Origin of the sequence: Thermomonas aquatica (assembly GCF_006337105.1) — a bacterium.
GTDB classification, from domain to species: domain Bacteria; phylum Pseudomonadota; class Gammaproteobacteria; order Xanthomonadales; family Xanthomonadaceae; genus Thermomonas; species Thermomonas aquatica.
In genome coordinates, this window is sequence record NZ_CP040871.1 from 181198 (window position 1) to 195481 (window position 14284).

11 protein-coding genes are annotated in these 14284 nt (G+C 67.9%); 6 read left to right on the forward strand and 5 right to left on the reverse strand.

What is annotated here, in order from left to right; translation table 11 throughout:
• Nucleotides 1-17: 17 nt before the first annotated feature.
• From FHQ07_RS00895 to hflD, 3 genes are read left to right on the forward strand one after another with little or no spacing between them, the layout of a single operon-like run.
• Nucleotides 18-482: an NUDIX hydrolase gene (locus FHQ07_RS00895; RefSeq protein WP_139714858.1), complete on the forward strand. Its 465-nt coding sequence runs from the start codon at nucleotides 18-20 to the stop codon at nucleotides 480-482.
• Nucleotides 479-1618, forward strand: coding sequence for a tRNA 2-thiouridine(34) synthase MnmA (gene mnmA, locus FHQ07_RS00900; protein ID WP_139714859.1), 1140 nt, complete (start codon nucleotides 479-481; stop codon nucleotides 1616-1618). Before FHQ07_RS00895 ends, mnmA begins: the two co-directional genes overlap by 4 nt.
• The gene (gene hflD, locus FHQ07_RS00905; protein WP_139714860.1) at nucleotides 1615-2223 is read left to right on the forward strand and encodes a high frequency lysogenization protein HflD; all 609 of its coding nucleotides are present in this window, start codon (nucleotides 1615-1617) and stop codon (nucleotides 2221-2223) included. The genes mnmA and hflD overlap by 4 nt, the downstream gene beginning before the upstream one ends.
• 355 nt (nucleotides 2224-2578) lie before the next feature.
• On the opposite strand, the gene acnB is transcribed toward hflD, so the two are convergent.
• From acnB to FHQ07_RS00920, 3 genes are read right to left on the reverse strand one after another with little or no spacing between them, the layout of a single operon-like run.
• Nucleotides 2579-5164, reverse strand: coding sequence for a bifunctional aconitate hydratase 2/2-methylisocitrate dehydratase (acnB, locus tag FHQ07_RS00910; RefSeq protein WP_139714861.1), 2586 nt, complete (start codon nucleotides 5162-5164; stop codon nucleotides 2579-2581).
• 44 nt (nucleotides 5165-5208) lie between these two features.
• Nucleotides 5209-5607, reverse strand: coding sequence for a type II toxin-antitoxin system VapC family toxin (locus FHQ07_RS00915; protein WP_139714862.1), 399 nt, complete (start codon nucleotides 5605-5607; stop codon nucleotides 5209-5211).
• A gap of 4 nt (nucleotides 5608-5611) precedes the next feature.
• The gene (locus FHQ07_RS00920) at nucleotides 5612-5806 is read right to left on the reverse strand and encodes an AbrB/MazE/SpoVT family DNA-binding domain-containing protein (RefSeq protein ID WP_139714863.1); all 195 of its coding nucleotides are present in this window, start codon (nucleotides 5804-5806) and stop codon (nucleotides 5612-5614) included.
• Between the two features lie 168 nt (nucleotides 5807-5974).
• On the opposite strand from FHQ07_RS00920, the gene acnA reads away from it, so the two are divergent.
• Complete coding sequence (gene acnA, locus FHQ07_RS00925; RefSeq protein ID WP_139714864.1) at nucleotides 5975-8734, forward strand: aconitate hydratase AcnA; 2760 nt, start codon at nucleotides 5975-5977, stop codon at nucleotides 8732-8734.
• Between the two features lie 54 nt (nucleotides 8735-8788).
• Here acnA and FHQ07_RS00930 read toward each other — a convergent pair whose 3' ends face one another.
• Nucleotides 8789-9241, reverse strand: a complete 453-nt coding sequence (locus FHQ07_RS00930; RefSeq protein WP_139714865.1) for a nuclear transport factor 2 family protein — start codon at nucleotides 9239-9241, stop codon at nucleotides 8789-8791.
• Between the two features lie 119 nt (nucleotides 9242-9360).
• On the opposite strand from FHQ07_RS00930, the gene FHQ07_RS00935 reads away from it, so the two are divergent.
• Nucleotides 9361-11037 carry a long-chain fatty acid--CoA ligase gene (locus FHQ07_RS00935; RefSeq protein WP_139714866.1) on the forward strand — a complete coding sequence of 559 codons (1677 nt, stop codon included), beginning with the start codon at nucleotides 9361-9363 and terminating at the stop codon, nucleotides 11035-11037.
• A 169-nt stretch (nucleotides 11038-11206) separates the two neighbouring features.
• Complete coding sequence (locus FHQ07_RS00940; protein WP_139714867.1) at nucleotides 11207-12097, forward strand: crotonase/enoyl-CoA hydratase family protein; 891 nt, start codon at nucleotides 11207-11209, stop codon at nucleotides 12095-12097.
• Between the two features lie 7 nt (nucleotides 12098-12104).
• On the opposite strand, the gene FHQ07_RS00945 is transcribed toward FHQ07_RS00940, so the two are convergent.
• Nucleotides 12105-14282, reverse strand: a complete 2178-nt coding sequence (locus tag FHQ07_RS00945; RefSeq protein WP_139714868.1) for an ATP-binding protein — start codon at nucleotides 14280-14282, stop codon at nucleotides 12105-12107.
• Nucleotides 14283-14284: the final 2 nt, after the last annotated feature.

Genomic DNA, 14284 nt, shown 5'->3' on the forward strand with positions numbered 1-14284 from the left:
CCGGAAATCCAAGCGCGATGAGCTACCGTGAAGGCCGCTTCTGGCAGCCGGACGTGACCGTGGCCACCGTGGTGGTGCGCGACGGCCGCCTGCTGTGCGTGGAGGAGCGCGCCAACGGGCGGCTGGTGATCAACCAGCCGGCCGGCCACCTGGAACCCGACGAGAGCCTGCTGGAAGCCGCGGTGCGCGAGACCCGCGAGGAAACCGGCTGGAACGTGCGCATCACCCACGTGGTCGGCGCCTACCAGTGGAAGGCGGAAGAGACCGGCCGCCATTACATGCGCTTCGCCTTCGCCGCCGAGCCAGTGGACGAGATCCCCGGCGCGAGCCTGGACGAAGGCATCGTCCGCACCCTGTGGCTGACCCCGCAGGAGCTGCAGGCCGAGGCCACGCGCCATCGCAGCCCATTGGTCTGGCGCACCGTCGCCGATTTCCTCGGCGGCAGCCGGCACCCGTTGTCGCTGGTGCAGCAGCTGGGATGAGCGGGGCGGCATTCGTGAAACAGGGCATCGTCGTCGGCGTATCGGGCGGCGTGGATTCCTCCGTCGCCGCCCTGCTCCTGCGCGATGCCGGATTCGACGTCACCGGCGTGTTCATGCAGAACTGGACGGACGACGGTTCCGGCGACTGCCGCGCCGAGGACGACCGCCGCGATGCCGTGGCGGTCTGCGGCAGGCTGGGCCTGCCGATCCGCTTCCGCGATTTTTCGAGCGAATACTGGGACGGCGTGTTCCGGCATTTCCTCTCGGAGTACGCCGCCGGCCGCACGCCGAACCCGGACGTGCTGTGCAACCGCGAGATCAAGTTCAAGCACTTCCTGGATGCCGCGCGCGCGCTGGGCGCCGAGGCGATCGCCACCGGCCACTACGCCCGCGTCGACCGCGTGGACGGCCGGTACCGGCTGCTGCGGGCGAAGGACCGCGGCAAGGACCAGAGCTACTTCCTGCATCAGCTCGGCCAGGCGCAACTGGCCGCCACCCGCTTCCCGCTGGGCGAGCTGCACAAGGACGAAGTGCGCAGGATCGCCGCCGAACACGGTCTCGCGACCGCGGAGAAGAAGGATTCCACCGGCATCTGCTTCATCGGCGAGCGCGATTTCCGCGAGTTCCTGGCGCGCTACCTGCCGGCGAAAACCGGCGAGATCCGCACGCCCGACGGCGAGCGCATCGGCGAGCATCCGGGCGTGTTCTATTTCACCCTGGGCCAGCGCGAAGGCCTGAACATCGGCGGCGTGCGCGGCCGGCCGCAGGCGCCGTGGTTCGTGGTTGGCAAGGACATCGAGCGCAACGTCCTGTACGTCGACCAGGGCCACGACAGTCCGTGGCTGCAGTCGACCCGCTTGCGCAGCGAACCCGCGCACTGGATCGCCGGGCAACCGCCTTCCGCGCGTTTCGAATGCACCGCGCAGACCCGCTACCGGCAACCGGACGAGGCCTGCGAGGTCGAGGTGCTCGACGACGGCAGCCTGCAGGTGGCGTTCGCGCGGCCGCAACGCGCGGTCACGCCGGGGCAATCGCTGGTGCTGTACGACGGCGACGTGTGCCTGGGCGGGGCCATCATCCTTTCGACCGATGCGCCTGCCGCAGGTCAAGCCAATCCGAGGAACAACGCCGCATGAGTGGCATCGAAGACCGCGTGCTCGCCCTGGGCGGGATGCTGCAGGCGCTGGCGCAGGTGCGCCGGATCGCCGACACCGGGCAGTCGGAAGCGGCGCCGGTGCAGGTGGCGCTGGACAGCGTGTTCCGCATCGATGCCGCGGATACCCAGGCGGTCTACGGCGATATCGCCGCGTTGCGCAACGGCCTGCGGCTGCTGCGCAATTACCTTGCCAGCAGCGACAAGGACGAAGCCTTGGGCAAGCTCGGCTTGTCGGTGCTGCAGCTGGAACGCCGTTTCAGCAGCGAGGCCGCTGTCGCCGCCCAGGTGGGCACCGGCATCCAGGGACTTACGGCGCCGGCCGAACGCCTCGGCAGCGCGCATCCGGACGTGGTCGCCGGGCTGGGCAGCCTGTACGCGGATACGGTCAGCACCTTGCGCCCGCGGGTGATGGTGCAAGGCAATCCGCATTACCTCGGCCAGGCCGGTGTGGTGGCGGAGATCCGCGCCCTGTTGCTGGCCGCGCTGCGCTCGGCGGTGCTGTGGCGGCAGTCCGGCGGCAGCCTGTGGGACTTCGTGTTCCGTCGGCGCGAGATGGCGGCGGCGATAGATTCGTTGTTGGGCTGAGGGAGCAGGCTACTCGCTTGCAGGGCCTCCGGCAGGCAGCCTCTTGCAGCGAATGTCCTCCGGCAGCGGTGAAGCTGCTGCCTCCCCCTTTATTTCGCTGCAAGAGGCTGCCTGCCAAAGGCCCTGCCCGAACGCCGCGGCAACGCGTGAACCAAGCTCGGCTGTTCCCTCATCTGGCGGTTGCGACTGGAGAGTGTCTGGTGGCGTAGCCATGCTCGCGAAATCAAGGGGGAGGCAGCGGCTCTTTCGCTGCCGGAGGACATTCGCGGGCATGGCTACGCCGCCGGACGCTCCGCGATGATCCAAGAAAAACGCCCGGCATTGCCGGGCGTTTTGCATTCAAACTGTGATTCGATCAGGCCGCAACGCTGTCCGCCACGTCCTTGTAATCCGCGATCTGGTCGAAGTTCATGTAGCGGTAGATCTCCGCGCCCTGCTCGTTGATCACGCCGATATCCGCCATGTACTCGGCGCGGGTCGGGATGCGGCCCAGGCGCGAGCAGATCGCTGCCAGCTCCGCCGAACCTAGGTACACATTGGTGTTGCGGCCCAGGCGGTTCGGGAAGTTGCGGGTGCTGGTGGAGAACACCGTCGCGCCCTCGCGCGCCTGCGCCTGGTTGCCCATGCACAGCGAGCAGCCCGGCATTTCCATGCGCGCGCCGGCGGTGCCGAAGGTGCCGTAATGGCCTTCCTTGGTCAGCTCGCTGGCGTCCATCTTGGTCGGCGGCGCGACCCACAAACGGGTCGGGATGTCGCGCTTGCCTTCCAGCAGCTTGGCGGCGGCGCGGAAGTGGCCGATGTTGGTCATGCACGAACCGATGAACACTTCATCGATCGCCGCGCCGGCCACGTCGGACAGGGTCTTCACGTCGTCCGGATCGTTCGGGCAGGCGACGATGGGTTCGACGATCTCGTCCAGGTTGATGTCGATGACCGCGGCGTATTCGGCATCGGCATCGCCTTCCAGCAGCTGCGGGTTGGCCAGCCAGGCTTCCATCGCCTTGATGCGGCGGGTTAGCGAACGTGCGTCGGCATAACCCTCGGCGATCATCCACTTCAGCAACGTGATGTTGCTGTTGAGGTATTCGATGATCGGCGCCTTGTCGAGTTTCACCGTGCAGCCGGCGGCGGAGCGTTCGGCCGAGGCGTCGGACAGTTCGAACGCCTGCTCCACCTTGAGCTGCGGCAGGCCTTCGATCTCGAGGATGCGGCCGGAGAAGATGTTCTTCTTGCCCTGCTTGGCCACCGTCAGCAGGCCGGACTTGATCGCGGCCAGCGGGATTGCGTTGACCAGGTCGCGCAGGGTGACGCCGGGCTGCAGGGTGCCGCTGAAGCGCACCAGCACCGATTCCGGCATGTCCAGCGGCATCACGCCGGTGGCCGCGGCGAACGCGACCAGGCCGGAACCTGCCGGGAACGAGATGCCCACCGGGAAACGCGTGTGCGAATCGCCGCCGGTACCGACGGTGTCGGGCAGCAGCATGCGGTTGAGCCAGCTGTGGATCACGCCATCGCCCGGGCGCAGCGCGATGCCGCCACGGTTGCTGATGAATTCCGGCAGCGTGTGGTGGGTCTTCACGTCCACCGGCTTCGGATAGGCGGCGGTGTGGCAGAACGACTGCATGACCAGGTCGGCGGAGAAACCGAGGCAGGCCAGGTCCTTCAGCTCGTCGCGGGTCATCGGGCCGGTGGTGTCCTGCGAGCCCACCGAGGTCATCTTCGGCTCGCAATAGGTGCCCGGGCGCACGCCCTGGCCTTCCGGCAGGCCGCAGGCGCGGCCGACCATCTTCTGCGCCAGCGAGTAGCCCTTGCCGGTATCGGCCGGGTTCTGCGGCAGGCGGAACAGGGTCGAGGCCGGCAGGCCCAGCGCTTCGCGCGCCTTGGCGGTCAGGCCGCGACCGACGATCAGCGGGATGCGGCCGCCGGCGCGGACTTCGTCCAGCAGCACGTCGGACTTCAACGCGAACTCGGCGATCACCTCGCCGTTCTTCAGCGCCTTGCCTTCGTACGGGCGCAGTTCGACCACGTCGCCCATGTCCATCTGCGACACGTCGAGTTCGATCGGCAATGCGCCGGCGTCTTCCATCGTGTTGTAGAAGATCGGCGCGATCTTCGAGCCCAGGCAGACGCCGCCGAAGCGCTTGTTCGGGATGAACGGGATGTCCTCGCCGGTGAACCACAGCACGCTGTTGGTGGCCGACTTGCGCGACGAACCGGTGCCGACCACGTCGCCGACATAGGCGACCAGGTGGCCCTTGTCCTTCAGCGATTCGATGAACTTGACCGGGCCGCGCTTGCCGTCTTCCTCCGGCACGATGCCGTCGCGCGCGTTCTTCAGCATCGCCAGCGCGTGCAGCGGGATGTCCGGGCGGGTGGTGGCATCGGGGGCCGGCGACAGGTCGTCGGTATTGGTTTCGCCGGTCACCTTGAACACGGTGACGGTCAGCGATTCCGGCACTTCCGGCTTGCTGGTGAACCATTCGGCATCGGCCCAGCTCTGCAGCACGGCCTTGGCATTGGCGTTGCCGGCCTCGGCCTTCTCCTGCACGTCGTGGAAGGCGTCGAACATCAGCAGGGTGTGCTTGAGCGCGTTGGCGGCGACGGTGCCGACCTCGGCATCGTCCAGCAGCTCGATCAGCGGATGGATGTTGTAGCCGCCCAGCATGGTGCCCAGCAGCTCGGTGGCGCGCGCGCGCGAAATCAGCGCGTTCTTCTCCGTGCCATGGGCGATGGCGGCCAGGTACGACGCCTTGACCTTCGCCGCATCGTCCACGCCGGCCGGCACGCGGTTGCTGATCAGGTCGAGCAGGAACTGCTCTTCGCCCGCCGGCGGGTTCTTCAGCAGTTCGATGACCTCGGCGGTCTGCTGCGCGGTCAGCGGCAGCGGCGGGATGCCGAGGGCGGCGCGTTCGGCAACGTGTTGGCGGTAGGTCTGCAGCATGGGGGACTCTCCGGGGAAACGTGGATCTTGGTCAGGAATCGGGGTCAGGCCTTGGGCACGATCAGTTTCAGGCCCTTGAAGAAATCGCGGTGGAAGGCGGTGTCGTAGGTGATCAGCGCGTCGCATTGCAGCATCGCGTGCGCGCCGACCAGGAAATCGGCCAGTGGGCGTGCTTCGCCGCCACGCTGGCGTTGCCGGCGCTGCATTTCGCCGGCGCGCAGGGCGGACTTGGATTCGATGGCGTTGTAGTGCACGCCCATGTCTTCCAGCGCACCGAGGGCTTCCGCGCCGTTGCGCAGGGAGGCGCAGACGGCAGCCAAAGCGGCATCGCAGACCACCACCCGGCCGCTGCCCAGCGCCTGGCGCAGGCAGGCTTCGGCGGCATCCGCGCGCGGGCCGTCGGTCAGCAGTTCGACCAGGACGGGGGCATCGACGGCGATCACCGGCTCAGTCCTTGCCTGCCGTCGCGTCCAGCGCGAATTTGCCGCGCACGCGCGAGATCGCATCGTCCACGTGCTTGCTCAGCACGATGCGGCTGCCTTCCAGCTCGACCTTCAGCACGCTGCCCTTGGTCAGGCCCAGCGCATCGCGCACGGCCTTGGGCAGGGTGATCTGGCCGCGTTCGGCGACGGTGGCTTCCATGCGGAATCTCCACGGACGAAAAAGTATGCATCGATTATACGTACTTTCCGGGGCATGCGGGCACTTGCATACCCGTCCGTGGCGTCCCGCAGCGTTGCCATGGCGCAACGGCGCGGTCATCCACGGGCACGTACACTGGCCCCAACGCAGCAGCCACGGAACCCCGACATGGCCGACTCCTTCGCCACCCGCGCCCAGCTCGACGTCAACGGCAAGTCCTACACGTATTCCAGCCTCGCCAAGCTCGGCGAGCGCTTCGAGCTGGCCCGCCTGCCCTACTCCATGAAGATCCTGCTGGAGAACCTGTTGCGCCACGAAGACGGCGGGATGACGGTGGGGCCGGAACACATCGAGGCGGTGGCGACCTGGGACGCCAAGGCCGAACCCGACACCGAGATCGCCTTCATGCCGGCCCGCGTGGTCCTGCAGGACTTCACCGGCGTGCCCTGCGTGGTCGACCTGGCCGCGATGCGCGACGCGGTCACCCGGCTCGGCGGCAGCGCCAGCCAGATCAATCCGCTGATCCCGTCCGAGTTGGTGATCGACCATTCCGTGCAGGTCGACGTGTTCGGCCGCCCGGATGCGCTGGACCTCAACGGCAAGATCGAATTCGAGCGCAATGCGGAGCGCTACAGCTTCCTGCGCTGGGGCCAGAAGGCATTCGGCAACTTCAAGGTGGTGCCGCCGAACACCGGCATCGTCCACCAGGTGAACCTGGAGAACCTCGCCCGCGTAGTGATGGAACGCGACGTGGATGGCGAACGGTGGGCGTTCCCGGACACCGTGTTCGGCACCGATTCGCACACCACCATGATCAACGGCATCGGCGTGCTGGGTTGGGGCGTGGGTGGGATCGAGGCCGAAGCCGCGATGCTGGGCCAGCCGTCGTCGATGCTGATCCCGCAGGTCGTGGGCTTCAGGCTGACCGGCAAGTTGCCGGAAGGCGCGACCGCGACCGACTTGGTGCTGACGGTGACCCAGATGCTGCGCAAGCATGGCGTGGTCGGCAAGTTCGTGGAGTTCTTCGGCGAAGGCCTGCCGCACCTGCCGCTGGCCGACCGCGCCACCATCGCCAACATGGCGCCGGAATACGGCGCGACCTGCGGCATCTTCCCGATCGATGCCGAAGCCCTGAACTACCTGCGCCTGTCCGGCCGCAGCGAACACCAGATCGCGCTGGTCGAGGCCTACGCGAAGGCGCAGGGGCTGTGGCATGACGCCGATTCGCCGCACGCCACCTACTCCGCCACGCTGGCACTCGACCTGGGCGAGGTGAAGCCGTCACTGGCCGGCCCCAAACGCCCGCAGGACCGCGTGCTGCTGCAGGACGTGCAGGTCAATTTCGCCGAGAACCTGGGCCCGCTGGTCGCGCACCGCAAGCCGCGCACCGGCTGTGCGGTCGAGGAGCTCAAGGCCGAAGGCGGCGCGCAGCCGCAGGCCGAACACCTGGCGGCGAAACCGAAATCGAAGATCCGCATCCGCGACCAGGAGGCCGAACTCGGCGATGGTTCGGTGGTGATCGCGGCGATCACCTCCTGCACCAACACCAGCAATCCGGCGGTGATGCTGGGTGCGGGCCTGCTGGCGCGCAACGCGGTCGCGAAGGGGCTGAAGGCGGCGCCGTGGGTGAAGACCTCGCTCGGCCCGGGCTCGCTGGTGGTCACCGACTACCTGAAGAAGGCCGGCGTGCTCGACGACCTCGAGCAGCTCGGCTTCTACGTGGTCGGCTATGGCTGCACCACCTGCATCGGCAATTCCGGCCCGTTGCCGGATGAGGTTTCGAAGGGCATCGCCGAGAACGAACTCGTGGTCGCCTCGGTGCTGTCCGGCAACCGCAATTTCGAGGGCCGCGTGCATCCGGAAGTGAAGGCGAACTACCTGGCCTCGCCGCCGCTGGTGGTGGCCTATGCGATCGCCGGCACCGTCGACATCGACCTCACCCGCGATCCACTCGGCCACGATGCCGCCGGCAACCCGGTCTACCTGCGCGACATCTGGCCGAGCAACAAGGAGATCGGCGACACCATCGCCGCCACCGTCGGCCCGGAACTGTTCGCGCAGAACTACGCCGACGTGTTCAAGGGCGATTCGCGCTGGAACCGGATCGAATCGCCGGAAGGCGAGTCCTATGCGTGGGACGCGGCCTCGACCTACATCAAGAACCCGCCCTACTTCGACGGCATGACCATGCAGGTCGGCTCCATCGACGACATCCATGGCGCGCGCGTGCTGGGCCTGTTCGGCGATTCGATCACCACCGACCACATCAGCCCGGCCGGCAACATCAAGAAGGATTCGCCGGCGGGCCGCTACCTGCAGGAACGCGGTGTGCAGCCGGCCGACTTCAACAGTTACGGCTCGCGCCGCGGCAACGACGACGTGATGGTGCGCGGCACCTTCGCCAACATCCGCATCAAGAACCTGATGTTCGGCGGCGAGGAAGGCGGCAACACGCTGTACTTCGGCGCGACGCCGCCGGAAAAGCTGGCGATCTACGACGCGGCGATGCGCTACAAGGCCGACGGCGTGCCGCTGGTGGTGGTCGCCGGCAAGGAATACGGCACCGGCTCCAGCCGCGACTGGGCGGCCAAGGGCACCAACCTGCTGGGGGTGAAGGCGGTGATCGCCGAGAGTTTCGAGCGCATCCACCGCAGCAACCTGGTCGGCATGGGCGTGCTGCCATTGCAGTTCCTGGATGGCCAGAACGCGGCGTCGTTGGGCCTCGATGGGTCGGAGACCTTCGACATCGCCGGCCTGCGCGACGGCGCGTCGAAGTCCGTCACCGTCACCGCCACCCGCGCCGACGGCACGACCCGCGCGTTCGAGGCCAAGGTGCTGCTGCTGACGCCGAAGGAAGTCGAGTACTTCCGGCATGGCGGCCTGCTGCAGTACGTGCTGCGGCAACTGGCCGCGCACAAGGCGGCCTGAGCGTCGCGGCAATGCGGGCGAAAGGCGGCTGTGGCCGCCTTTTCGCTTTTCGCGCTAGAGGTTCGGCGTCCAGCTGGCGCTGAGCAGCTTCCATTCGCCGTCGACCAGGCGCCAGCCGGTCTCGACCCGGTAGACCTGTCCCGTGTCGGGCAACAGCCCGCCGGAACCGCCGGTGGCGAGCACGCTGAAGCGCGCGACGGCTTCGCCCTGCCCGCGCAGTTCGACGCCGACCGGGCCGAGCTTGGCGCCGATGTCGCGGTGGCGCAGGAACACCGCCGCGGCCAGTTGCTTCGCCGCGCGGCGGTCCATGCCGTCGTTGCCGATGAAATCGTCGGCGAGCAGGCCCTCGATGTCGCCCGCATCGCGCGCGTCGATCGCCGCCTGCATCGCCTCGACCTGCTTGCGCACCGCCTGCTCCGGCGACGCCTTGCCGCATGCCGCGAGGGCCAGCAGGAGCAGCAATGTGATGCGCTTCGCGGATCGCTGGAGGCGGTGGAATTGCTGCATTGCGGCATTGTTCCGGCGGCGTGAAATCGCCTTGTCAGTCATTGGAGCCTATGCTCAAATCGGGTGCAATCCATACGCCGCCGCATCCGCGCGCCGGCTCACTCGCAGGGGAATCGCGCATGTCCGAACAACGTCCTTGGCTGGCCCACTATCCCGCCGGCGTGCCCGCGCAGATCGACATGGACGAGTTCGCCGCGATCACCGACGTCTTCGACGCAGCCCTGCTCAAGTACCGCGACAAGCCCGCGTTCACCAACATGGGCAAGACCATCAGCTATGCCGACCTGGATCGCCTCAGCCGCGACTTCGCCGGCTACCTGCTCGGCGAGCTGAAGCTGAAGAAGGGCGACCGCGTCGCGATCATGATGCCGAACTGCCTGCAGTACCCGGTGGCGGTGTTCGGCGTGCTGCGTGCCGGCCTGACCGTGGTCAACACCAACCCGATGTACACCGCGCGCGAGCTCAAGCACCAGCTGATCGATTCCGGCGCCACCGTGCTGGTCGTGCTCGACAACTTCGGCCCGGTCGCGCAGGAAGTGCTGGCGCAGGTGCCCGGCGTGCGCGCGGTCACCACCGGCCTGGGCGACATGCTCGGCTTCCCCAAGTCCCTGATCGTCAACTTCGTGCTCAAGCACGTGAAGAAGATGGTGCCGGACTACGACATCCCCGGCGCCGTGCGCTTCCGCGACACCCTGACCCTGGGGCGCATGCACCAGTTGCCCGTGGTGAGGAACGCGGCGGAAGACCTCGCCTTCCTGCAGTACACCGGCGGCACCACCGGGGTCTCCAAGGGCGCGATGCTGACCCATCGCAACCTGGTCGCCAACATGCAGCAGGCCGCGTCCTGGGTGGGCACCAACATCCGCCTGGGCGACGAGCTGATCGTCACCGCGCTGCCGCTGTACCACATCTTCGCGCTGACCGCGAACTGCCTGACCTTCATGAAGTTCGGCGCGCACAACCACCTGATCACCAACCCGCGCGACATGCCGGGCTTCGTCAAGGAGTTGAAGTCGATCCCGTTCACCGCGATCACTGGCGTCAACACGCTGTTCAACGGCCTGCTCAACACGCCCGGTTTCGCCGACATCGACTTTTCCAGACTGCACCTCACCCTGGGCGGCGGTATGGCCGTGCAGCGCGCGGTGGCCGACAAGTGGAAGCAGGTCACCGGCGTGACCCTGGCCGAAGCCTACGGCCTGACCGAGACCTCGCCCGCGGTCTGCATCAACCCGCTCGACCTGCGCGAATACAACGGCTCGATCGGCCTGCCGGTGCCTTCCACCGACGTCTGCATCAAGGACGACGACGGCAACATGCTGCCCACCGGCGAGATCGGCGAGTTGTGCGTGAAGGGGCCGCAGGTGATGAAGGGCTACTGGCAACGGCCGGAAGAGACCGCCAAGGTGATCGACGCCGACGGCTGGCTGCATACCGGCGACGTCGCGCGGATGGACGAACAGGGCTATTTCTACATCGTCGACCGCAAGAAGGACATGATCCTGGTGTCCGGCTTCAACGTGTATCCGAACGAAGTCGAGGACGTGATCGCGATGATGCCGGGCGTGCTCGAAGTGGCCGCGATCGGCGTGCCCGACGACAAGTCCGGCGAGGCGGTGAAGGTGTTCGTGGTGAAGAAGGACCCGGCGCTCACCGCCGACGCGATCAAGGCGTTCTGCCGCGATCAGCTGACCGGCTACAAGCAGCCCAAGTTCGTCGAGTTCCGCGACGAGCTGCCGAAGAGCAACGTCGGCAAGATCCTGCGCAAGGAATTGCGTTCGCCCACGCCGGGCTGAGCGGCCTTGCAGGCGGTCCAGCGGCGGGCCCGGGCATTACCTGGGCCCGCGTGCTTCTGCTGCTTGCGCTTTGCGGTTTTTAGGCGCATAGAGGCCGCACGGGCCTACGCACGATATCCCCTGACCCCGCCGGCCAGGCCCGGGCTGGCTTCCCACGCCCGGAGCGACCATGGCCACCCTGGAAAAGCTGACCCCTGTTTCGCGTTATTCCAACCTGCGCGCCGCCGAGAGCGCGGACGCGAGCGTGCATTGGTGCTACATGCATGCCGACCTGGCGCACCAGCCCGGGCGCGCATGCTTCAAGCCGGCGTTGGTGAACGAGATCATCCAGTACCAGTGGTCGCTCGCCGACCGCATGCGCCGCGCGCGCGGCCATGACGACGGCGGCCTGCAGCACGTGGTGCTGGCTTCCGATTGCGACGCCTTCAACCTGGGCGGCGACCTGGAGTATTTCTGCGATGCCATCCGCCGCCAGGACCGGCATGCGCTGCTCACCTATGCGCGGCAGTGCGTGCGCGGCGTGCATGCCTTCCATACCGGGCTCGATGCGGGTGCGCACAGCATCGCCCTGGTCCAGGGCGACGCGCTCGGCGGCGGTTTCGAGGCGGCGCTCAGCTGCCATACCATCGTCGCCGAGGAAGGCGTCGGCATGGGCCTGCCGGAAGTGCTGTTCGACCTGTTCCCCGGCATGGGCGCCTATTCGTTCCTGTGCAAGCGCATCCCGCCGCACCAGGCCGAGCGACTGATGCTGTCCGGCGAGATCCACGGCAGCGACGAGCTCCACAAGATGGGCCTGGTCGACGTGCTGGTGCCGCGTGGCCAGGGCGTGCAGGCCGTCGAGGAAGTGATCCGCGCGAACCGCCGCATCCCGCATGCGCGTACCGCCATGCACCGGGTCCGCGCGATGTCGCAGCCGGTCACCCTGGAGGAGATGATGGCGATCACCGAGGTCTGGGTGGACACCGCCCTGCAGCTCGGCGAGAAATCCCTGCGCACGATGGAGCGTCTGGTCCGGGCCCAGTACAAGCGGCACGGATCGCGCGCAGCCGCGCTCGCCTGAATCCGGCTCAGGATGCGTCTTCGCCGCGCGCGGGCTGCCACGTCCCGCGCGCAGCCAGCGCCTGTTCGCCGCCGCGCAGGCGTTCGACCAGCATGGCCACGTGCTGCCGCCAGTGGCGCGCCAGCTCGAATCCGTTGGTCTTCATCACTTCGCCGGCTTGCGCGGCGACCTGGACCAGGCCGAGGTTGCCGGCGATGCCCTTGAGCGCATGCGCCTGCTCGCGCACTTCGTCCCAATCCTCGCCTTCGCCGGCCCGGCGCATCCGCGCCAGCGCCACCCTCGCATCGGCCACGCACTGGCCAACGAAGTCGGCCTCGAAGGCATGCCCCATCCCGAGCGCGGACAGTTCGTCGAGCACGCTCGGATCCAGCACGCCCGCGGCGCCGAGGCCGGCCGGGCTGCGCGACTCCTCGAGCTTGCCGATGGTGCCGCCGGTGGCGATCTCGGCGATCGCATCGAGCAGCCTGGAGACCGCGAACGGCTTGGCGATGAACGCGCGCGCGCCCGCGTTGGTGCATGCCTGCACCGATTCCGGGGTGGCATCCGCGCTCAGGACCACCACGGGGGTGCGCTCGCGTCCGCCCGCTTCCATCACCCGCAAGTGGTGCAGCAGGTCGATCCCGCTGAGCGAAGGCATGTGCAGGTCGACGATGGCCAGGTCGAATGCGTCGACCGCGAGGGCATCGAGCGCGGCCTCGCCGTCGTCGACCATCAGGATGCGGTGCCCGGCCTTCTGCAGCACGCCCTGCAGGACCATGCGGTTGGCCGCGTGGTCGTCCGCGATCAGCACGTGCAGCGGCTTGATCCGCGCGCGATGGCGCAGGAACGGATCGGCGAAGGCGATGATGTTGGCGCCCTGCTCCGCCTGGCCCGGCTGCCGCAGCGCCGGCGCCGGTTTCGCCGTGGCCGGCGCCTGCGCGATGTCGGCCGGGAGCTCGAACGGCAGTTCGACCCAGAACCGGCTGCCGATGTTCTCGCTGCTCTCGAAGCCGATCGAGCCGCCCATCGCCTCGGTCAGGCCCTTGGCGATGGTGGTGCCCAGTCCGGTGCCGGCATGCTTGCGCGACAGGCTGTTGTCGGCCTGTTCGAAGGCCTCGAACAGCTTGGCGCGGGCCGATGCCGGGATCCCGATGCCGGTATCCGACACCGTGAAGCGCAGGCGTTGCCGGCTCGCGCCCGAGGCGTCCGCGAGCGCCACCTGCAGCCGCACTTCGCCGGAAGGGGTGAACTTGATCGCGTTGCTCAGCAGGTTCAGCAGGACCTGGCGCAGGTGGCCAGGATCGCCGCGCAGGCGCGGGGACACCTCGGCGGCGACGGCGACGACGTAATCCAGCTGGCGCGCGCGCGCATCCGGCCGCAGGATCAGTTCGATCTCGTCCAGCAGGGCGGCCAGCTCGAATTCCTCGAGCTTGAGCTTGAGCTTGCCGGCTTCGATCGCCGAGATGTCCAGCACGTCCTCGACCAGCGAAAGCAGCGAGCGCGCCGCCGCCTGGATCGTTTCCAGGTAGCCGCGCTGTTCGGAATCAAGGCGGGTGCTCGCCAGCAGCTCCGACATCCCGGACAGTCCGTTGAGCGGGGTGCGGAACTCGTGGCTCATGTTCGCCAGGAAGCGGCTCTTGGCCAGGTTGGCGCGACGCGCCTCGTCGATCGCCGTGGTCAGCGCCTTCAGCAGCGAGGCGAAATACAGCGGCACCGCGATCAGGCCGATCAACAGGCCCCACGACAGGTAGGGGTTGTCCTGCCAGTACGGGGTGATCCGCATCATCAGCAGGAACGACAGGCTGGCGAGCGCGGTGGCGGCGAACAGGTAACGGGTGCCGTAGCGCATGCCGTTGCCGATCGTCACCCACAGGTAGACCGCGTACAGCGGCGAGGCGGTCTCGCCCTGCAGGTACATGACGGCGCCCATGGCGGTGTAATCGGCCAGCATGCCGATCCAGCGGCGCGGATTGGACGGCATCGGCGACCACAGGATCGCGACCAGCAGGCCGATCGAGAGCACCCATTCGCCGACCAGGATCCACCAGGTCGCGAACAGCGCGGGACTGCCGCCGCCGCCGCTGACCTCCCAGCCCAGGTAGGTCGCGAACAAGGTGGTGATCGCGATGCGCACGAACACCTGGGCGTGCTCGCTGTCCGCGCGGCCGCGCAGGCGCGACTGCATCCAGCGCAGGCCCGCGCGCATCG

What these genes read in the sequence shown, in the direction of transcription:
- FHQ07_RS00930 (WP_139714865.1), bottom strand. Translation starts at nt 9,241, where the DNA reads ATGCAGCAATTCCACCGCCTCCAGCGATCCGCGAAGCGCATCACATTG.
- FHQ07_RS00940 (WP_139714867.1), top strand. Translation starts at nt 11,207, where the DNA reads ATGGCCACCCTGGAAAAGCTGACCCCTGTTTCGCGTTATTCCAACCTG.
- FHQ07_RS00945 (WP_139714868.1), bottom strand. Translation starts at nt 14,282, where the DNA reads ATGCGCGCGGGCCTGCGCTGGATGCAGTCGCGCCTGCGCGGCCGCGCG.
- mnmA (WP_139714859.1), top strand. Translation starts at nt 479, where the DNA reads ATGAGCGGGGCGGCATTCGTGAAACAGGGCATCGTCGTCGGCGTATCG.
- FHQ07_RS00935 (WP_139714866.1), top strand. Translation starts at nt 9,361, where the DNA reads ATGTCCGAACAACGTCCTTGGCTGGCCCACTATCCCGCCGGCGTGCCC.
- FHQ07_RS00895 (WP_139714858.1), top strand. Translation starts at nt 18, where the DNA reads ATGAGCTACCGTGAAGGCCGCTTCTGGCAGCCGGACGTGACCGTGGCC.
- acnB (WP_139714861.1), bottom strand. Translation starts at nt 5,164, where the DNA reads ATGCTGCAGACCTACCGCCAACACGTTGCCGAACGCGCCGCCCTCGGC.
- acnA (WP_139714864.1), top strand. Translation starts at nt 5,975, where the DNA reads ATGGCCGACTCCTTCGCCACCCGCGCCCAGCTCGACGTCAACGGCAAG.
- hflD (WP_139714860.1), top strand. Translation starts at nt 1,615, where the DNA reads ATGAGTGGCATCGAAGACCGCGTGCTCGCCCTGGGCGGGATGCTGCAG.
- FHQ07_RS00920 (WP_139714863.1), bottom strand. Translation starts at nt 5,806, where the DNA reads ATGGAAGCCACCGTCGCCGAACGCGGCCAGATCACCCTGCCCAAGGCC.